Source organism: Candidatus Pelagibacter sp. HIMB1611, assembly GCF_052047715.1.
Classification (GTDB): domain Bacteria; phylum Pseudomonadota; class Alphaproteobacteria; order Pelagibacterales; family Pelagibacteraceae; genus Pelagibacter.
In genome coordinates, this window is the sequence record NZ_JBNAJM010000001.1 from 1,016,800 (window position 1) to 1,036,452 (window position 19,653).

The following is a 19,653-nucleotide window of genomic DNA, read 5'->3' on the forward strand; positions in this document are numbered from 1 at the left end:
CTTTATTTTATTTTACTTTCTCTGTGTTTTGCGGCTGCTAAGTTTGGTGATCCACCTAAAATAGGCTCTGTTATACTTAGTGGAACAGGTAATGTTCTCTCTTTAAATCCAAGCACAGGGAGAATAACCAAGAAATGTAAGAAATAATAGGCAGTGGCTACTCTTGCAATTAATAAATAAAGACCTTCTGCAGGCATTGCTCCCATGTAACCAAGAATTAAAACGTCTGCTACTAAAATCCAGTAAAACTGTTTATACAAAGGTCTAAATACTGCTGATCTAATTTTTGAAGTATCTAGCCAAGGTAAAGCTGCAAGTATTAAAATAGCAGATAGCATTGCAATTACTCCAAGTAGTTTATCCGGTACCGATCTTAGTATTGCGTAAAAAGGTAACAAATACCATTCTGGAACTATATGAGCTGGAGTTACCATAGGATTTGCCTCTATGTAATTATCTGCGTGACCCAAAATATTAGGCGTATAAAAAACAAAAAATGCAAAAACAATCATAAACATTAATAATGCAAAACCATCTTTAATAACAATGTATGGATGGAATGGGACAGTATCCTTAGATGGTTTTTTGATATCAATACCAACTGGATTATTATTTCCAGGTACATGCAGAGCCCATATATGTAAAATTACAAGTCCTGCTATTAAGAATGGGATTAAATAATGTAGAGTAAAAAATCTTGTTAAAGTTGGATTATCAACTGAGTATCCACCCCATAACCATGTTACAATTCCCTCACCTACTAACGGGATTGCACTAAATAAATTTGTAATAACAGTTGCTCCCCAGAAACTCATTTGTCCCCAAGGTAAGACGTAGCCCATGAATGCAGCTGCCATCATTAACAAGTAAATTACTATACCTATAATCCAAATTATTTCTCTTGGTGCTTTGTAAGAACCATAAAATAACGATCTAAAGATATGAATATACACAGCAAGAAAAAACATCGATGCACCATTTGCATGTATGTATCTAATTAACCATCCGTAGTTAACATCTCTCATTATATGCTCAACACTTTCGAATGCCATGTCAGCATGAGCAATGTAATGCATTGCCAAAGTTAATCCTGTTATAATTTGTGTGATTAAGCAAAAAGTTAAAATTCCTCCAAATGTCCACCAGTAATTTAAATTTTTTGGAGTAGGATAATCCGTTAAATGGTTTGCAAGAGTTAGTAACGGTAATCTATCATTAAACCATTGACCAACTTTTGATTTAGGTTGATAATCGTGATCACTCATAACAGCTGTACTATCCTATTTTAATTGTGTTTGCGTTTACGAATTCATATTTTGGAACTTCCATATTCCAAGGAGCTGGTCCTTTTCTAATTCTTCCAGACGTATCATAGTGAGAACCGTGACAAGGACAAAACCATCCATTATAATCACCTTTGTCATTCAAAGGCACGCATCCTAAATGAGTACAAACTCCAAGCATGACTAACCATTCAGGATTTTTTGCTCTATCCTCATCTTTTTCTGGATGAATTAATTCTTCCATTTTAACAGATCTTGCTTCGTCGATCTCTTCTTGTGTTCTTCTTCTAATAAAAACTGGTTTTCCTCTCCATAGAACTGTAATTGTGTTTCCAGGTTTGACTGAACTTACATCTACCTCGGTACTTGCTAATGCTTTAACTGAAGCATCTGGGTTCATTTGATCTACCATGGGCCACACTACTGCTGCAGCTCCAACTGCACCTACAGCTGTGGTCGCTGTAAATAAAAAATCTCTTCTTTTTTTTGGCTTTTTATCTGACATTTTAAATAGTTTTTTGTTAAAAAATTAATTTAATATACGATTTCTTATAAGATAACAGTAATTTTTCTACTGAAAGAATGACACATTACGGATGAAACCTAGACCTAAAATTTCACTATACGAGCCAGATATTCCACAGAATACAGCTGCAATTATACGAACGTGTGCCTGTTTAGGGGCGGAATTAGAAATTATTGAGCCTTGTGGATTTTTATTATCTGACAAAAGGTTTAAAAGAGTTGTCATGGACTACATGGACTATGGTAAAATTAAATTCTACCAAAGTGCAGAACATTTTTTTGAAGAAAAAAAGAATCAAAGAATTGTTTTAATGACAACAAAGGGTTCTATAAATTATACTAAATTTAATTTTAAAGCTGATGATACAATATTATTTGGAAGAGAGAGTGCTGGTGTTCCAGAGAAGGTTCATAAGCTGATTGGTGATCGTCTAAAAATTCCAATGAATGAAAATGCGAGATCTCTAAATATAGCATCCTCAGTTGCAATAGTTTTGGCTGAAAGTTTAAGGCAAAATAATTTAATGTAATATGGACAATTCAATTAAAAAAGACCTAGCTAGCAATTGGTTCAAATTATTACAAAATGCAATTTGTAATGACATACTTGAATTAGAAAACAACAAAATAAAATTTGTATCAACTTCTTGGAAAAGAAACTCTAAAAAAGATGAAGGAGGTGGTGAATATAGAATTTTAAAAAATGGAAAAATTTTTGAAAAAGTAGGAGTAAATTTCTCAAAGGTATATGGAAAATTTCCTAAAAAATTTCAAAAAAATATACCAGGAGCTGAGAAAGATCCTAGATTTTGGGCTTCAGGAATTTCAATAGTTATGCATATGCAAAATCCACACATTCCAGCTATGCATTTTAATACAAGATATATCAGCACTCAAAAAAATTGGTTTGGAGGGGGAATGGATGTAACCCCAGCCATCAAAGATGATAATGAAAAAAATAAATTTCATAAAACTTTAAAGTTAATGTGTGATCAACATAATAAAAATTATTATAAAAAATATAAAAAATGGTGCGATGAATATTTTTATTTACCCCACAGAAAAGAAGCTAGAGGAATTGGGGGAATTTTTTTTGATTATAAAGATGATAATTTCGAAAAAGATTTTAAATTTGTAAGAGATGTTGGTATTACTTTTCAAATGATTTTTAATGAAATTATTAGAAAAAAAATTAACAAAAAATGGTCTTTAAAAGAAAAAGAGAAGCAGTATATTAAGAGAGGTCGTTACGCAGAATTTAATTTACTGTATGACAGAGGAACTAAATTTGGATTACAAACTGGTGGTAATGTTGAAGGAATTTTAATGTCATTACCTCCCTTAGCAAAGTGGAAATAAAAAATGGAAAAAGAACCTATAACTTCAAATGGTCTAAAAAAATTAGAGGAAGAACTCATTTTTTTAAAAGAAAAGAAAAGACCTGAAATAGTTGCTGCAATTGCTGAAGCAAGATCGCATGGAGATCTCAAAGAAAATGCCGAATATCATGCTGCAAAGGAAGAACAATCTCACAATGAAGGTAGGATTACTGAAATAAACGACATAATAGCTAGAGCTAATGTAATTGATGTAACTAAATTAAATAATGAGGGCAAAGTAATTTTTGGATCAACTGTATATTTAGAAGACTTAGATAGTGGAGAAAAAATAAATTATAAAATTGTTGGAAAAGATGAGGCTGACTTAAAACAAAAATTAATTTTCTTTCAGTCACCAATTGGAAAAGGATTAATAGGTAAAAATAAAAGTGATCTTGTGGAAATAAACACCCCCTCAGGCACAAAGAATTTTGAAATTAAAGACGTTAAATATATTTAACTTTTTACAATTTTTTCAACTTGTTTATCTGAAATTTGAAATCCATTTTGAACCCAGGTTTCTTCAATAAGTTTTAATTTATTACCTAAAATTTTACCCTCAGGAATTTTATACTTAGACATTAAAATATTTGCTCCAATTTTTAATTCAGGCAATGTTTTATTTTCATAAATTTTAAGTAATTTTAATAATTTATTTTCTACCTTACTTGAAAAGAACAATTTAAAATTAATTATATCAATCACGGTTTGTCTGCCATTATAGTAAAATATTTTATTAAAGTTTTTTTCTGTAAAACTTTTAATATTCACATTTTCTTTGAAAAAATAATGAATTAATTTGAGCCTCTTTTGATCTTTTTTTGAGATTTTAAATTTGTAAATAAAATAATCAGTATTGTCTGTTTCATCAATAATCAGTAATGCAATTATAAAAATAAAGTCAAAGCTACTGATAGCTTTAGAACTGAATGCATTTAGCTTCTTAAAATGATTAATATTTTTAAATTGTGGAAATACTATTTCTAATATTTCTAAACTTTGTTGATCTTCAAATAATTTGAGAAAATTTTTTGATTTAACTGTCTTTTTAAATTCATCTAATAATCTTTCAGCAGATAAGTTCGAAATACCTTTGATATTTTTTTTAAATATTTTAATTATCTCTGTTTTATGATTTTCAGTTGAGTAATTAATATGAAAACGGAAATATCTTAATATTCTTAAATAATCCTCTTGAATTCTTTTTTCTGGATCTCCAATAAATTTTAAAACACCTTTATTTAAATCTAGCTTACCATTTTGTGGATCAAATAAATTTCCTAAACTATCAGAGTAAATAGCATTAATTGTAAAATCTCTTCTTTTTGAATCTTCTTTCCAATCAGAAGTAAATTCAACTTTTGCATGTCTTCCGTCTGTAGCAACGTCTTTTCTAAGTGAAGTAATTTCATAGTTTTTTTCATTTATTACTGCAGTTATCGTGCCGTGTTCTTTACCTGACTCAAAAAATTTAATTTGATGTTTATTTAGTGCATCACAAACTTCATCTGGTGTAATGTTAGTTGCTAAATCAATGTCATCTACTTCTTCTCGATTTATAATTTTTCTAATACATCCTCCAACAAATCTTAATTCACTATTTTCAGAATAATTGTTAATTGCTTCAAAAATTTTTTTTGCAGGAGTGTTCTCGGATATGTTTTTTATATTTTTACTTATGTAATTAAGATTTTTGGACCTAAAAAAAATTTTATCTAAAAATTTATCCATATATATGGCTGGGGCGCTAGGATTCGAACCTAGGATGCAGGTACCAAAAACCCGTGCCTTACCGCTTGGCTACGCCCCAATATTATAGTTCCTATAACACAAAAAAAATAAATTTATATAGTTTTTGATACATACAACCAACAATTTTTAAATTTCCTCTTAAATTGAACTTTTGCTGAATTACAGTCTTTGACTGATTTATAGTATGCAATAACTGTAGATCCAGACCCAGTCATTCTTACAAACTCAGGATTATTAGTCTTTTCTAAAAATAACTTAATCTTTTTTATTTGTGGGTATTTTGAAATTGCAACATCTTCTAAAGTATTACTTTGATTTTTTAAAAATTTATAACCAAACATATTTTTTTTTGGATTATTAAATTTTGGTTTTTTAAAATTTTTAACGTTAGAATAAATTTTTTTTGTCGCACAACCAAAATTGGGCTTTATTAAAAGCATATTTAGAGTCGGACAATTAAAAAATTTTTTGATTTTATTGTTTGAAAGTAAAACTGAGCTAGATGGGTCTATACCTAAAATAACATCAGACCCTATTTCTGAGCAAACCTCCAAAATTTTCTTTTCACTAATTTTAATTACCTTTTTTTTATTTAAAAAATTTAAAATACTCGCAGCATTAATAGAACCACCACCAAGTCCTGCTTTTTGAGGAATATTCTTTGTTATAGAAACTCTAAATTTTTGATTTAGCAATAATTTTTCTCGATCTAGTATTTGAAAGAGTTTTTGAACAGTATTTTTTTTTCCAATACCTTTCGCAAATTTCCCTTGAAAAGAAATATTATGTTTTTCACCTCTTTTTTTTTTTATTGAAATAACATCACACAAATCAATAAAACTAATGATGCTTTCAATTTTATGTAATGATTTATTTTTTCCTGTTACATTGAGAGCTAAATTGATTTTAGCATGAGACTTTAAATTTAATTTCATTGAATAGATTTAAAGCCAGTAATCAATTTTTTGTTTATATTTTCTCTCATATCATCTTCAGTATCATCAAAGCTCAACACACTATTCCAAAAATATCTCGCCTGAATTTTTTGATCTAGCTTCCACAATATATCTCCGTAATGATCATTTACTATTGGGTCATCAGGCATTAATTCTACAGCTCTTTTTAAATATTTTTCTGCTTCTTTATATTCCTCTATCAAGAAATATGCCCAACCAATTGAGTCAATAATATAGGGATCATTACTTTTTAAATCATATGCTATTTTTAACATTTCCATCGCTTCATCTATTTTGTAATCACGTTCTAACCAAGAATAAGCAAGATAATTTAGGACATATGCATCATTAGGTCTTATTCTTAATGCATGAAGTAAATCTTCATCTGACTTCTCATAATTACCTAATCTTTCGTAACTCCCACCTCTTCGATATAAAATATCTGATTTAATTACAGATGTATCCTCTAGTGAGGAGATTAATCTTGAATAATTATCAATTGCAAGTTCATAATTTTTAGAGTTTTTGTAAAAATTCGCTAAATCAAAAATCATCTTTGGATTAGGTTTTTCAATATTTTTAAATTTAGACTCGATATAGCTTGTGCCCTTTTCATAATTTTGTTCTTTCACTATTATTTGCGCTTCTTTTTTAACTCTAAACCAATAATAAAACTCATCAGTCTCTTTAAATTTTCTTACTATTTTTTTTACCTTGTTGTATTCACCATCTGCAAAGAAATTTTCTGCAACAAGGGATAAATTAAATTCAAATTTAGGATTTAAGTATATTGATAAATTTAAATAAAAATTTGATTTTTCAAAATTATCTTGTGATGAATAAAGATTTGATATCAAAAATAAAAATTCACTAATTATATCATTGTGGTTTCCACATGAGAAAATTTTTTCAAAACTTTTAAACTTATTATTATCTATCCAGCTTTTGGTTTGAGTTAACAAAAGTGTTGAGCCAATATAATCAATTTGATCAATTGCTGACTTTGCCTGATCAAACTCCTTATTCTGAATAAGATAATTTATATAAAAAAATATATATCTTGAATAATCACCTTGTTGACTGTTGATTAAATTTAAAAAGAAAGAGCTGGTTCTTTGATCATTATAATGACATCTTTGAAATGCCTCAGCTATTAATGATAAGTTTCCAAAATTTTTCTTATTAGGTAAAAGTTTTTTATTTTTAAAAGTGTAAATGTACTGCTTTAAAGTCTCAAAAATTACTAGATTAATTCTATTTTCTTCCTGAAATCTCAAACTTTGATCTAAGTAAATATCAGCTTTATCAAAATCATTTTTTTTCAAACTATCAATTATTAATAAAACATATGCATCAAAAAAATTGGAATTACTTTTTTTTGAGTTATTTTTTATAACATTAATTGCTTGAGCTACTTTGTTTTCCAATACAAGAGAATTAACGTATCTTTTTAAATAATTGTCATGGCTGTTTAATAAAACTTTACTTAAATTGAAATATTTTAAAGCTTCTGAATTATCTCTATTTTCATAAGCTATAATACCTGAAAAATAATTAGATAAATCTCTTGAGTTGAAATCATTAAAACTTGTACTTTTAGAATAAACGGGTGTCTGATAGGATAACACTAACAACAATATGATTTTAAATATTTTAGATATCATTTAATCCTTGTAAGGTGAAAAAATTGATAAATCAAAACGACAAATTAAACGAAGAATTAATAAATACAATAGAAGCCAATTTTGTATTTAATAAAAAACCTATTAATAGGTTTTCTGAGGTCAAAAAAGAAAGTGATATCAATCAAAGAAATAAACAAGATTTATTAGAAATTCTAAAGAAACAATTAAATTCAATTGAAAATTGTAAACTAAGAAATAATTCCAAAAATATTGTTCTTGGAGAAGGAAATATTGATAGTCCTATAATGTTAATCGGAGAAGCACCAGGCGAAATTGAAGACAAAGTTGGAAACCCTTTTAAAGGAGAAAGTGGAGAGCTTTTAGACAAAATGTTAATAGCAATAAATATTAAGAGACAAAATATTTATACAAGTTATGCAATAAATTTTAGACCACCAGAGGATAGAAAACCAACTTCACAAGAAATTAAACGTTACTCAAACTTTTTAAAAGAACATATATCTATTATTGATCCCAAAATTATAATTTTAATGGGTAGCACAGCTATGGAAGCTGTTACTGGGATTAATGAAAAAATATCTTCAGAAAGAGGTAAATGGAAGGAAATAATTTTAAATAATAATACTTATCCTTTAATGATAACTTTTAACCCTTCTTATTTAATTAGATATCCAGATAATAAAAAATATTCATGGGAAGATTTAAAAAAAATAAGAGAAAAAGTTAAAGAGTTAAAATTAACAATTTAATGAAATTAATAGCTGGTGTTGATGAGGTCGGCAGAGGTAGTTTAATAGGTCCTGTTTATGCTGCTGCTGTCATTCTCAAGAAATCTGCGGATCCAAAAATTTTAAAAGACTCAAAAGTGTTGAGTAAAAAAAAGAGAGAATACCTTTTTAATTATATTAAAAAAAATTCAATTTGGTCATTAGGCAAAGCTTCTGTTAACGAGGTTGAAAAACTCAATATACTTAACGCAAGTTTACTGGCTATGAAAAGAGCTATATTAAAATTAAAAAAAAAACCAACTCTTGTATTGATAGATGGAAACAAAATTCCAAATTTAAAAAATTATAAATTAAAATCGATCATAAAGGGTGATAAAAAAATTCCATCAATTTCTGCAGCCTCTATAATAGCAAAAGTATCAAGAGATAGATTAGTTGCTACTCTGTCAAAAAAAAACAAAGGTTATCATTGGGATAAAAATTTTGGATATGGAACTAAACAACACTTACAAGCATTAAAGAAACTAGGCATAACCAAACATCATAGAAAAACTTTCTCTCCTATATCTAGATTAACTTAATACTACATCTAGTTATCATTAAGATTCGATACACAAATCGAATCTAATTTTTTCAATCACAGGTTGACCGAGGAATCCATTTGGAGTCTAATTAATTTTTTACAAATGAAATCTGATTTTAAAAATAAAATAATTAACGGAAACAGTCTCGAAGAATTAAAAAAAATTCCACGTGAAACTTTTGATTTAATTTTTGCTGACCCTCCATATAATTTACAATTAAAAGGTGAATTGACTAGACCAGATAGATCAAAAGTAAGCGCTGTAAACGACAAGTGGGATCAATTTGAAAATTTTAAAAAATATGATGAGTTTACGTATGAATGGCTTAATGAATGCAAAAGGATTTTGAAAAAGGATGGAGCTATTTGGGTTATAGGTAGTTACCATAATATTTTTAGAGTAGGAACTGCAATACAAAATCTAGGTTTCTGGATACTAAATGATGTCATCTGGAATAAAAATAATCCAATGCCTAACTTTAGAGGCACAAGATTTACAAATGCTCATGAGACTTTAATTTGGGCTTCGAAGAGTGAAAAATCAAAATACACATTCAATTATCAGTCTTTGAAATGTTTAAATGATGATCTCCAGATGAGATCTAATTGGAGTCTTCCTATTTGTAGTGGTTCTGAACGACTTAAAAAAAATGGAAAAAAAATTCACTCTACTCAAAAACCAGAATCACTTTTACATAGAATTTTACTAGCTACATCAAATAAAAATGATCTAGTTCTTGATCCTTTTTTAGGTTCTGGAACTTCTGCTGCAGTTGCAAAAAAACTAGGGAGAAATTATTTTGGTATAGAAAAAGAAAAGAATTATTTTAAAGCTGCTGAGGAACGTTTAAAGGCTACCAAACCAATTGAAGATGATTTATTAGATACACTTAAAAATAACAGATCAAAACCAAGAATTCCATTTGGATCGTTGGTAGAGCTTGGAATAATTAAGCCTGGAACAAATATTTTTGATAATAAGAAAAAAATAACAGCAAGAATAATGGCTGATGGTAGCATCAAGCACAACCAAGCGGAAGGTTCTATACATAAAGTTGCAGCTACTATTTTAGGAGCTGAAAGCTGCAATGGTTGGACATTTTGGCATTGTGATATTAATGGACGAACCTACCCAATCGATTACTTGAGACAAAGATTAATTTCTAAAAATTAATCTTTATAAATTTTACCTAAATAACTTTGCAGAAATTTTTTATTTTTTGTCAAAAGCTTTAAAAAAATATTTCTAAAAAAGATCATAATCGGATTTGATAAATGAAAAGCAAATTGATTAAAATCAGATCTTCTATTAATCATTTTTGCTCTCTCTAATCTAGAATTATAAAAATCATTTTTTTGGTTAATTATAACTTCATGTAATTGATTAGCTCCTTCTATTGATTGTGAGGCTCCCTGAGCAAAAGAAGGAGAGAATACAAAAAAAGCATCTCCAACTAAATAAATATTTTTTGGAGGAATAAATGGATTTTTACTTACAAACACTGGAAACAATTTTATATCTTCAAGGCTCTGAAATACTTTTGATGAAATTTTTTCGGATAATTTTTGTTTAATGCTCTCAATAAATGTACTTTCATTACAAAGATTGTGATTTTTTTGCTGATCAGAATTTAACTTATTCTTCAATATCCCAATAAAATTAAAATTTTTATCATTATTAAGTGGATATAATACATAATGAAAATCTGATCCTAAAAATAAAGAAATATTCTCCTCGTTTATATTATCAAGACTTTCTTTGGATACACTGGCTCTGACAGCGATAGTGTTATTGTAAATTGGTTCTGAATTATTATTTGAAATTAATGACTTTCCTTTTGAAAATACACCATCTGAAATAACTAAATGATCACAAGTTATTTTTTCTTTATCAAAAGTTAAATTTATTGAATCATTACTGTATTCTATCTCATCTAAACTGCAGTTAAACTGGATTGTATTGTTATCCAGTCGATTTATTAGGAACTGAAGTAATTTTGATCTTTTCAATGTTGTATACTTACAATCATCAGAATTAAATTCTGAAATATTTAAATCACAAATTTTCTTTGATTTTTTAATTTGATAAAAGTCAATTTTTTTTGGATTAAATTTCTCTTTGTCTGACAAGGAAGAAAAGCCTAATTTGTTTAATAACTTTACGCTATTAACAGATAATTGAATGCCATAACCTTTCCCTGTTTCTAATGAAGTTTTTTTTTCATAAATTTTGACCTGATAATCTTTATTTCCTTTGAATAAGTTAGCTATAAACAGACCCGAAATACCTGCGCCAATAATTGCTACTTTTTTCATTTTTGGCTTTCTAAAAATTTTATTATCTTTTTGGTAAATGTTGGAAGTACATAATTTTCAAGCTTTGCAGGATTTATCCAATTAATATTTTTGTCAAAGTTATGCTTCTTTTTATATTCAATTTTAATATTCATATTCATATTAGATATTTTAAAATTTAAATCTTTATCAAAATTTTTAGGATTATTTAATTGATCCATTGGAAAAATATTTAAATTTTTCAAAAAATTAAATTTATTATTTTTGATTAATAAATATTGATTATTTTTTTTATAAACATTTAATTTATAATATGTTTCCTTGTTAATTTTCTTAAATTTCACTAAATCAAAATTTTTATTTTTAAAAGCTTTGCAATTATTAGATAATGGACATTTATTGCATGTAGGGTTTGTAGGTTTACAAATTAATGCACCCAGTTCCATCAAAGCTTGAGCATAATCGCTTGATCTTTTTGTTGATGTGCCAAAAATTTTTTTTTGATCTTGTAAGAATTCTTTTTTAATTTGACTTTGTTTCTTTAAATACAGATATCTTTTTAATACTCTTTCAATATTTCCATCCAAAGGAACTATTGGCTTGTTAAATGCAATTGCTGAAATTGCACTTGCTGTATAATCACCAATACCTGGTAATGATTTTAATTCATAAAAATCTCTAGGTATTTTTTTGTTAAATTTTTTAACAATTATTTGAGCAGTTTTTTTTAAATTTTTAACTCTTGAATAATATCCAAGACCTTCCCAAAGTTTGATTAATTTTCTATCATTATATTTTGATAACTTTTCAATATTAGGAATATTTTTAATAAATCTATTAAAATAAGGTATCACAGTAGCAACCTGAGTTTGTTGCAACATGAACTCGCTAACCAATGTAAAGTATTGTTTCTTTTCTTGTGAAACCTTATTTCTCCAAGGTAAAGATCTCTTATTTATATCGTACCAATTGAGAATTTTATTTGTTATTATTAGATCTTTCATATGCAATTTAAAAATAATACTAAGCAGAGAAATACTAGCATTCAAGGGTTAAGATCTTTCAAAGACACTTTGCCAAAAAATCTAAAAAAAATTATTAGTAAAAAAGGTCATATATATTCAGAAACACTGAGTAATTGGAAATATTTAGTTGGAAATGAATTGTTTAAAGTTTGTTTCCCAAAAACATTCAAAAACTCAAATCGATTTGGTGTCAGTACTTTAGTTGTAATGGTTAAAAGGGGCCATGAAGTAGATGTGGAATATTCAAAAAAAAATATTTTAGATAAAATGAATAATTTTTTCGGCTACGATGTTGTTGAAAAGCTTAAATTTATTAGCTTTGATGACAAACAAAAAACTAGCAGTTTGAATGAAATTAATTCTAATAATGTGGCAATTAGTAAATATCGAGATAAAATCAAAGATGTTAAAAACGAAAAGATTAAAAAATCATTAACAGAATTAACAAAAGTTTATAAAGAAAAATGAAAAAAATTATATTACTTGCCATAATTGTTTTGGGAAGCTTTTCAAATTTAAACGCTGAAGAAATAAAAAGAATTATTGTTGGAAATAAAGACGCAAAAATAACTATAATTGCGTTTGAGTCACTAACTTGCAGCCATTGTGCTAATTTTCATAAAAATGTTTATCCAGAACTTAAAAAAGAATATCTGGACACAGGTCTTGCTAAAATAGAATTTAGGCATTTTCCTTTAGATATTGCTGCCTTCAACGCTTCAAAAGTTGCTCAATGTAAAAATGATGGTAATGCTGATATTTTAGAAAGTTTATATGCTAACCAACAAAAATGGGTAAAGGGAAGCTCTATTGAAGAGGCAAATAAAAATCTTCAAATATTTTTAAAAAATGAAGGTTTCTCTATCGATTTTGAATCTTGTGTGAATAACAAAAATATTGAGGATTTTGTGTTAAATGACCGAATAGATGGTTCTAAAAACTTCAAGGTAAACTCAACTCCCACGATAATAATAAACAACGAAAAATTCGAAAAAAAACTTAATTATAAAAATTTAAAAAAAGCCCTAGAAAAAATGATATAAGTTAGTGCATGGAGTTTAAAAAAATCCAATTAAATGGATTTAAATCATTTGCTGAAAAAACAAATTTCTTGATAGAAGAAGGTCTTACTGGAATTGTTGGTCCTAACGGCTGTGGAAAATCAAACATAGTAGAATCTTTAAGATGGGTAATGGGAGAGACCTCTGCAAAAAGTATGAGAGGTTCAGGAATGGAAGATGTAATTTTTTCAGGTACATCTAATAAAGCGTCAAAAAATATTGCAGAAGTTTCCATAGAAGTAGAGAACAAAGAAAAAGAAGGTCCCATTCAATATCGTGAATTAGAAAACATTCAAGTTAAACGAAAAATTGAAAAAGATAAGGGTTCTAAATTTTATATTAATGACAAAGAGGTAAGAGCAAGAGATGCTCAAATGTTTTTTGCAGATCTTTCAACTGGCGCACATTCTCCTTCTATGATTAGTCAAGGAAGAATTGGAGCTTTAGTGACAGCAAAACCTACTGACAGAAGAGCAATACTTGAGGAGGCAGCTGGAATTTCTGGTTTACATGTAAGAAGACATGAAGCTGAACTTAGACTTGGCGCGGCTGAAAATAATTTAAAAAGAGCTGATGAATTACGAAGGCAACAAGAAAAACAATTGGCAAATCTTCAAAAACAAGCAGAAGAAGCCACAAAATACAAATTAATTTCAGAGGAAATAAAAAAAATAGAGGCTGGTCTATATTATCTAAGATTATTGGATATTGATAAGGAAATAAGGATAGAAAATGAAATTAATACAGAGGCAGGAGGAGAAGTTGAAAGTTTTAACAATCAGATATCTGAACTTGAAAACTTAATAAAAACTTCAACTGATAAAGTTGCTCCACTTAGAGAAAAAAATATTGAGAATTTATCAAGAATACAGAGACTTAATTTAGAACTACAGAACCTAGATGAGGAAAATACTAGAATTCAAGATGAAATTGAAACAATTAAGAAATCAATAAAGACTTTAGACGAAGACATAACTAGAGAAAATGGAATTATTATTGATGCTAACTCTAATGAAAAAAGATTAAAGGAAGAGAAGTCAGACTTAATTGAAGTAGATTCAAAATATTTTGAAACAGAAAAGTTATCAAACGAAGATCTAGAAAATGCAAAAAATGAACTTGAAAGAGAGCAAAAAGAAGTTGACGAAGTAGTTAATAATTTAGCCGACGATACAATTAAAATAAGCATTGGTCCTATAAAGAATGTAAAAAATTCAATTACTAGAGCAAAAGAATTAATTGATAGTAATGAGATAAATCAAGCAGTTACATTACTTGATAGATGTAATATAGAATTAGACAACTTTATTAATGATTTAAAAAATGAAAAATCAAGAACTGAGCTATTAAGTGTAAACGAGAAATCTCAAAATATAAAAATACTTCAAGAAAAATATGCTGATGCATATAGTAAAAATCAGTCAATAAAGAATGAATCGGTAAAAAGAAATGAAAGAATAAAAACAATAGAGACTGAGATAGAAAGCTGGAAAAATCTTTTATCCAATTCAGAAAAAATGGTAAATGAATTAACTGAAAGAAAAAATAAATTATCTAAACAATTAAATGATTTAGAAAATCAGCCAAGAGTACAAGCAGAAAGAAAAGGTCAAATTTCAGAAAATTTAAGAATTTCTGATGAAGAAAAAATAGAGAACGAAAAAATTATAGAAGAAACTGATAAAAAAATTGAAACTTTAAGAGCTCAACTAAATGAAATACAAGAGCAATCAATTCAAATTAGAGAGCGAAAAGCTAGCTCAGGTGCAACCATAGAAGGTTTACAAAAAAGAAAAAATGATTTGCTTGATAGGGTTAATACAGAATTAAATTTAACAGAAGAAAATATTTTAGAAAATTCAAATTTATTTGGAGTTGAAGAACTTCCAAATCATGTTGATCAAGAGGATGCATTAGATAAAAAAAAACAACAAAGAGATCAATTGGGTTCTGTAAATTTAAAGGCGGATGAAGAAACTAGTAAGTATGAGGAAGAAATAAAAAAAATGGAACAAGATCGTAGCGACCTAGTTACTGCAATTGTTAAACTAAAAGACAGTATTGATGAGCTAAATCAAAAAGGAAGAGAAAGACTTGTTGAGGCATTTGAAAAAGTTAACAGAAAATTTAATGAAGTTTATACAAAACTTTTTAATGGAGGAAATGCCAAGCTAGAATTAGTAGACTCTGATGATCCATTAGAAGCTGGTTTAGAAATGTTAGTCAGTCCACCAGGAAAAAGGCTTCAATCTATAACTTTACTATCTGGTGGTGAACAAGCACTTACTGCCCTATCTTTAATATTTGCAGTATTTTTAACTAACCCTTCCCCAATTTGTGTTTTAGATGAGGTGGACGCTCCTCTTGATGATGCTAACGTTACAAGATTTTGTAGCTTGCTAGAGGAGTTAATTAAAATTACTAACACTAAATTTATAATTGTTACTCACCACGCCTTAACAATGTCTAAAATGAACAGGCTATATGGGGTAACTATGCCTCAAAAAGGGATAAGCCAACTGGTAGCTGTAGACCTTCAAAAAGCAGAAAGTATGGTTGCTTAACCAGAATAAATGGCAAAAGACCCTTTTAAAACTCGCTTAGAGATTGCAAAAAGCAAGATTTCAAAGAAAAATCTTTATAACAAGAAGGATAACCCCTCGCCTATTGGAACTGCATTCAAATTGAGCACAGAACTTGTTTCTGCAGTGGCCGTCGGGACAATTATTGGGTTTATTTTTGACAAGACCTTTGGTACTAAACCCTGGTTTATATTAATATTTTTTTTTGTTGGGGTAATCGCTGGAATAACAAACGTGATTAGATCAGCAAAAAAGATGCAAAAATAAGTTAGTACTATGGCAGCAAACCCGATGTCCCAATTCGATGTTTATAGAATTGGACCTGAAATAAAAGTTGGAGCATTTGATATATCTTTTACAAACGCAAGTTTGTTTATGATTATAAGTACAGTTTCTATTTTATTAATTTTTAATTTAGGATCTAAGAAAAATTCAATCTTACCAAATAAAATTCAATTATTAGCGGAACTTAGCTACACCTTTGTTGCTAAAATGATTAGTGATACAGCTGGTTCTAAAGCGAAACCATATTTTGCATTTATTTTTTCATTGTTCATGTTTGTTTTATTTTGCAACATGTTTGGAATGATACCGTACACATTCACTGTAACTAGTCATATTATCGTTACATTTGTTCTTGCTGCATTTATCTTTATTGGCGTAACAGTAATTGGATTTATTAAACATGGTTTTGGATATTTAAAATTGTTTGTACCAAGTGGAGTACCAGCGGTATTACTTCCTTTAATAGTAGTTATTGAAATTATTTCTTATTTAAGTAGACCAATAAGTCTATCAGTTAGATTATTTGCAAATATGATGGCTGGTCATACAATGATGAAAGTTTTCGGAGGCTTTGTAATTAGTCTTGGAATAGTTGGTGGATGGCTTCCACTAAGTTTTTCGGTTGCATTAACTGGTTTGGAGATATTAGTTGCTTTTCTTCAAGCATATGTTTTTGCAATTTTAACCTGCATCTATTTAAATGATGCATTAAATTTACACCATTAATAACAGAGGAGGATATAATGGAATTAGAAGCAGCAAAAATGATCGGAGCAGGTTTGGCAGCAATAGCTTTAGCTGGTGCCGGTGTTGGTATTGGAATAATTTTTGGAAATTATTTATCAGGTGCTATGAGAAACCCATCAGCAGCTCAGAAACAATTTCCTAACCTACTTTTAGGTTTTGCACTTGCTGAAGCAACAGGATTATTTGGATTAGTTGTTGCATTGATTATTTTATTTGCGTTTTAAGTTAATGGTCAAAAAAATATATCTTCATCTGGTATTTTTAAGCTTCTTTTTTATCAAAGAAGCTTTTGCCGCTGAAAGTGGAGGTATGCCTCAATTAAATCCAGAGTTTTGGGTTTCTCAGATTTTCTGGTTGATACTTACTTTTGGGATAATGTATTTGGTTTTATCTAAACTAATCCTTCCAAAAATTAGTAACAACTTAGAATCTAGAAAATCTCAAATTCTAGAAAATATTGAGGCAGCTGAAAAACAAAGAGAAGATAGTGAGACCAAACTTAAAGAATATGATCAAATAATTTTAAAAAGCAAAACTGAAGCTAATGCTATGTTTAATCAAGCAAGAGAAAAGGCAGTTAAAGATATAAATGCTAAAAGAGACATTCTTGATAAACAAATAGATGACGAAATAGCTAAAGCGGAAAAAGAAATCCAAGCTTTAAGAGATAATGCACCTGATAAAATAAATAAAATTGCTATAGAAACATCATCCGAGTTACTTCAAAAACTTATTGGTGCTGAAGTAAATAATAGCAGTATATCAGCAATTGTTGACGATCTATCTAGAAGAAATGGAGATAAATACTATGGCAATTGATGCAACTTTCTGGGTAGCAATTTCATTTGTAATCTTCATCGGAGTTTTAGTTTACTTTAAAATTCCACAAAAAGTTTCTCAAATGCTTGATGGTATGATTTCTGATATCAAAAATGAGATAGATGAAAGTGAAAAATTGAGAACAGAAGCAAAAACTTTGCTCGATAATGCTCAAAAAAAATTAGATACCGCTACTTCAGTAAGTAATGAAATTTTGGAGAATGCAAAAAAAGAGTCGGATAAATTAATAATAGATTTAAATGATAAATTTCATAAATCATCAGAAATTAAAAAAAGTTTAGCTGAAAATAAAATTAGCCAAATGAAAGAGGCTGCATTGAAAGAAATAAAAGATGCTTCAATCAAAATAGCGGTAGATTCAGTAAAAAAAATCATAACTACATCAGTTGATAAATCTAAACTGGATGCTGTATTTCAAAAAAATTTAGAAGAAACTAAAGAACAGCTAAAAAAAATAAACTCATAATACGGTTACAATTTCCTTAAAAAGCTATAAATTACAGCAATGAATTCTATAGTTATTGGATCTGGATTTGGTGGTATTGCTGCAGCAATTAGACTAAGAGCCAAAGGACATAAAGTAAAATTAATAGAAAAACATTCAGATCTAGGTGGAAGAGCTAGAGTTTTCAAAAAAGATGGTTTTACCTTTGATGCTGGGCCAACAGTAATAACAGCTCCATATTTAATTAACGAACTATTCAGTTTGTTTTCTAAAAATCCTGAGGACTACATAAAACTAACCCCACTTAAAATTTGGTATCAATTTGTTTTTGAGGACCAAACTAAATTTAATTACTCAGGTGATGAAATAGAAATGAAAAAACAAATTGAAAATTTAAATCAAGAAGATGTTAAGGGTTATGAAAATTTAGTAAATTTTACCAAAAAAATTTTTGAGAAAGGATTTTTAGAACTTGCAGATGTTCCATTTGATAGACCCTTTTTTATGATGAAACAGCTGCCAGCATTATTAAAACTTAAGAGTTATAAATCAGTTTATTCATTAGTATCGTCTTATGTAAAAAATGAAAAATTAAGAAGGATGCTTAGTATGCATCCACTTTTGGTTGGTGGTAATCCATTCACAACTACCTCAATTTATGGGCTAATTCTTTATTTAGAAAAAAAATGGGGCATTCATTATTCAATGGGCGGTACAGGAAATATAATTAAAGGATTTGAAAAGTTAATGGAGGAAATAGAAATCAAAATAATAAAAAATACTGAGGTAAAAGAAATTATTACTAAGAATAATAAAATTACTGGTGTTGTAGTTGACAATGAAGAGATTATCAAAGCTGATAATGTTATTTGTAATGCCGACCCTCCTGCTTTTTATGAAAAGATGACTAGTAAAAACTTAAAAAACTCAATGCTGTTTGATTGGAAACAAAAGAGGATGGATTACTCAATGGGTTTATTTGTTTATTATTTTGGAACCAAAAAAGTCTATGAAAACGTTGAGCATCATACAATTAAATTTGGAAACAAATATAAAGAACATCTGGATGATATTTTTGATCATAAAAAATTAAATAACGATATTAGCTATTATCTACATAGACCTTCTGCAACAGATAAGAGCATGGCTCCTGAGGGTAGTGATTGTTTTTATGTATTGGTTCCAGTTCCAAATAATCAATCAAATATAGATTGGCAAATAGAAGGTGAAAAAATGAAAAATCTTGTGATTGATAAAATGGAAAATGATTTAATGCCAAATCTTAGAGATAATATTGTATCAGACTTTTATCTTACACCTGATTATTTTGAGAAAGAACTAAATACAAAATATGGATCAGGTTTTTCAATTCAGCCTAAATTCACTCAATCAGCTTATTTTAGATTTCATAATAAATCAGAGATTTATGATGGTTTATATTTTGTTGGTGCCGGAACTCACCCAGGTGCGGGAGTACCAGGAGTACTTTCATCAGCAAAAGTATTAGATAAATTGATCTAG

The 19,653-nt window shown here is 28.4% G+C and carries 22 protein-coding genes and 1 tRNA gene; 15 read left to right on the plus strand and 8 right to left on the minus strand.

The genetic code is table 11. The features are described 5' to 3' along the window. Positions 1 to 2: 2 nt before the first annotated feature. Both ACTTAS_RS05490 and petA read right to left on the minus strand, forming a co-directional pair. Positions 3 to 1,265 carry a cytochrome b gene (locus ACTTAS_RS05490; RefSeq protein WP_440613798.1) on the minus strand — a complete coding sequence of 421 codons (1,263 nt, stop codon included), beginning with the start codon at positions 1,263 to 1,265 and terminating at the stop codon, positions 3 to 5. A gap of 10 nt (positions 1,266 to 1,275) precedes the next feature. Then, the gene (gene petA, locus ACTTAS_RS05495) at positions 1,276 to 1,788 is read right to left on the minus strand and encodes a ubiquinol-cytochrome c reductase iron-sulfur subunit (RefSeq protein ID WP_075506393.1); all 513 of its coding nucleotides are present in this window, start codon (positions 1,786 to 1,788) and stop codon (positions 1,276 to 1,278) included. Between the two features lie 91 nt (positions 1,789 to 1,879). Here petA and ACTTAS_RS05500 point away from each other — a divergent pair, with 91 nt between their 5' ends. Genes ACTTAS_RS05500 through greA form a run of 3 tightly spaced genes read left to right on the plus strand, consistent with a single transcriptional unit; the run spans position 1,880 to position 3,647 of the window. Next, positions 1,880 to 2,338, plus strand: coding sequence for a tRNA (cytidine(34)-2'-O)-methyltransferase (locus ACTTAS_RS05500; RefSeq protein ID WP_440650960.1), 459 nt, complete (start codon positions 1,880 to 1,882; stop codon positions 2,336 to 2,338). Between the two features lies 1 nt (position 2,339). Then, positions 2,340 to 3,167, plus strand: a complete 828-nt coding sequence (gene hemF, locus ACTTAS_RS05505; protein WP_440672675.1) for an oxygen-dependent coproporphyrinogen oxidase — start codon at positions 2,340 to 2,342, stop codon at positions 3,165 to 3,167. A gap of 3 nt (positions 3,168 to 3,170) precedes the next feature. After that, the gene (gene greA / locus ACTTAS_RS05510; protein WP_440633748.1) at positions 3,171 to 3,647 is read left to right on the plus strand and encodes a transcription elongation factor GreA; all 477 of its coding nucleotides are present in this window, start codon (positions 3,171 to 3,173) and stop codon (positions 3,645 to 3,647) included. Here greA and ACTTAS_RS05515 read toward each other — a convergent pair. From ACTTAS_RS05515 to ACTTAS_RS05530, 4 genes are all read right to left on the minus strand, one after another. Beyond that, entirely contained in the window at positions 3,644 to 4,918 is a 1,275-nt protein-coding gene (locus ACTTAS_RS05515; RefSeq protein ID WP_440678628.1) for a CCA tRNA nucleotidyltransferase, read from the minus strand. The two genes, greA and ACTTAS_RS05515, sit on opposite strands and share 4 nt — an antisense overlap. Positions 4,919 to 4,923: 5 nt before the next feature. Further along, a tRNA-Gln gene (locus ACTTAS_RS05520) sits at positions 4,924 to 4,997 on the minus strand. Between the two features lie 34 nt (positions 4,998 to 5,031). Then, positions 5,032 to 5,874 carry a 4-(cytidine 5'-diphospho)-2-C-methyl-D-erythritol kinase gene (locus ACTTAS_RS05525; protein WP_440678629.1) on the minus strand — a complete coding sequence of 281 codons (843 nt, stop codon included), beginning with the start codon at positions 5,872 to 5,874 and terminating at the stop codon, positions 5,032 to 5,034. After that, positions 5,871 to 7,559: a tetratricopeptide repeat protein gene (locus tag ACTTAS_RS05530; protein ID WP_440678630.1), complete on the minus strand. Its 1,689-nt coding sequence runs from the start codon at positions 7,557 to 7,559 to the stop codon at positions 5,871 to 5,873. Before ACTTAS_RS05530 ends, ACTTAS_RS05525 begins: the two co-directional genes overlap by 4 nt. A 14-nt stretch (positions 7,560 to 7,573) precedes the next feature. Between ACTTAS_RS05530 and ACTTAS_RS05535 the strand changes: the two genes are divergently transcribed. From ACTTAS_RS05535 to ACTTAS_RS05545, 3 genes are all read left to right on the plus strand, one after another. Beyond that, positions 7,574 to 8,290 (plus strand): uracil-DNA glycosylase, encoded by a 717-nt coding sequence (locus ACTTAS_RS05535; protein WP_440678631.1) that lies wholly within the window; start codon positions 7,574 to 7,576, stop codon positions 8,288 to 8,290. Next, positions 8,290 to 8,850, plus strand: a complete 561-nt coding sequence (locus tag ACTTAS_RS05540; protein ID WP_440678632.1) for a ribonuclease HII — start codon at positions 8,290 to 8,292, stop codon at positions 8,848 to 8,850. The genes ACTTAS_RS05535 and ACTTAS_RS05540 overlap by 1 nt, the downstream gene beginning before the upstream one ends. A gap of 105 nt (positions 8,851 to 8,955) precedes the next feature. Then, entirely contained in the window at positions 8,956 to 10,026 is a 1,071-nt protein-coding gene (locus ACTTAS_RS05545) for a site-specific DNA-methyltransferase (protein ID WP_440654814.1), read from the plus strand. Here ACTTAS_RS05545 and ACTTAS_RS05550 read toward each other — a convergent pair. After that, positions 10,023 to 11,168, minus strand: a complete 1,146-nt coding sequence (locus ACTTAS_RS05550) for an FAD-dependent monooxygenase (protein ID WP_440678633.1) — start codon at positions 11,166 to 11,168, stop codon at positions 10,023 to 10,025. The two genes, ACTTAS_RS05545 and ACTTAS_RS05550, sit on opposite strands and share 4 nt — an antisense overlap. Beyond that, positions 11,165 to 12,151 (minus strand): A/G-specific adenine glycosylase, encoded by a 987-nt coding sequence (locus tag ACTTAS_RS05555; RefSeq protein ID WP_440678634.1) that lies wholly within the window; start codon positions 12,149 to 12,151, stop codon positions 11,165 to 11,167. Before ACTTAS_RS05555 ends, ACTTAS_RS05550 begins: the two co-directional genes overlap by 4 nt. On the opposite strand from ACTTAS_RS05555, the gene ACTTAS_RS05560 reads away from it, so the two are divergent. From ACTTAS_RS05560 to crtI, 9 genes are read left to right on the plus strand one after another with little or no spacing between them, the layout of a single operon-like run. Then, positions 12,152 to 12,640 (plus strand): DUF721 domain-containing protein, encoded by a 489-nt coding sequence (locus ACTTAS_RS05560; protein ID WP_440678635.1) that lies wholly within the window; start codon positions 12,152 to 12,154, stop codon positions 12,638 to 12,640. Beyond that, positions 12,637 to 13,215 carry a thioredoxin domain-containing protein gene (locus tag ACTTAS_RS05565; protein ID WP_440678636.1) on the plus strand — a complete coding sequence of 193 codons (579 nt, stop codon included), beginning with the start codon at positions 12,637 to 12,639 and terminating at the stop codon, positions 13,213 to 13,215. The genes ACTTAS_RS05560 and ACTTAS_RS05565 overlap by 4 nt, the downstream gene beginning before the upstream one ends. A gap of 8 nt (positions 13,216 to 13,223) precedes the next feature. Beyond that, positions 13,224 to 15,797 carry a chromosome segregation SMC family protein gene (locus ACTTAS_RS05570; protein ID WP_440678637.1) on the plus strand — a complete coding sequence of 858 codons (2,574 nt, stop codon included), beginning with the start codon at positions 13,224 to 13,226 and terminating at the stop codon, positions 15,795 to 15,797. A 9-nt stretch (positions 15,798 to 15,806) separates the two neighbouring features. Next, positions 15,807 to 16,082 carry an AtpZ/AtpI family protein gene (locus ACTTAS_RS05575; protein WP_075506407.1) on the plus strand — a complete coding sequence of 92 codons (276 nt, stop codon included), beginning with the start codon at positions 15,807 to 15,809 and terminating at the stop codon, positions 16,080 to 16,082. Between the two features lie 9 nt (positions 16,083 to 16,091). After that, entirely contained in the window at positions 16,092 to 16,826 is a 735-nt protein-coding gene (locus ACTTAS_RS05580) for a F0F1 ATP synthase subunit A (protein ID WP_075506408.1), read from the plus strand. A gap of 17 nt (positions 16,827 to 16,843) precedes the next feature. Further along, positions 16,844 to 17,071: a F0F1 ATP synthase subunit C gene (locus ACTTAS_RS05585; protein ID WP_006997791.1), complete on the plus strand. Its 228-nt coding sequence runs from the start codon at positions 16,844 to 16,846 to the stop codon at positions 17,069 to 17,071. A gap of 4 nt (positions 17,072 to 17,075) precedes the next feature. Then, positions 17,076 to 17,666, plus strand: a complete 591-nt coding sequence (locus ACTTAS_RS05590; protein WP_440678638.1) for a F0F1 ATP synthase subunit B family protein — start codon at positions 17,076 to 17,078, stop codon at positions 17,664 to 17,666. Further along, positions 17,641 to 18,153, plus strand: coding sequence for a F0F1 ATP synthase subunit B family protein (locus ACTTAS_RS05595; RefSeq protein WP_428080956.1), 513 nt, complete (start codon positions 17,641 to 17,643; stop codon positions 18,151 to 18,153). The genes ACTTAS_RS05590 and ACTTAS_RS05595 overlap by 26 nt, the downstream gene beginning before the upstream one ends. 39 nt (positions 18,154 to 18,192) lie before the next feature. Further along, complete coding sequence (crtI, locus tag ACTTAS_RS05600; protein WP_440634708.1) at positions 18,193 to 19,653, plus strand: phytoene desaturase family protein; 1,461 nt, start codon at positions 18,193 to 18,195, stop codon at positions 19,651 to 19,653.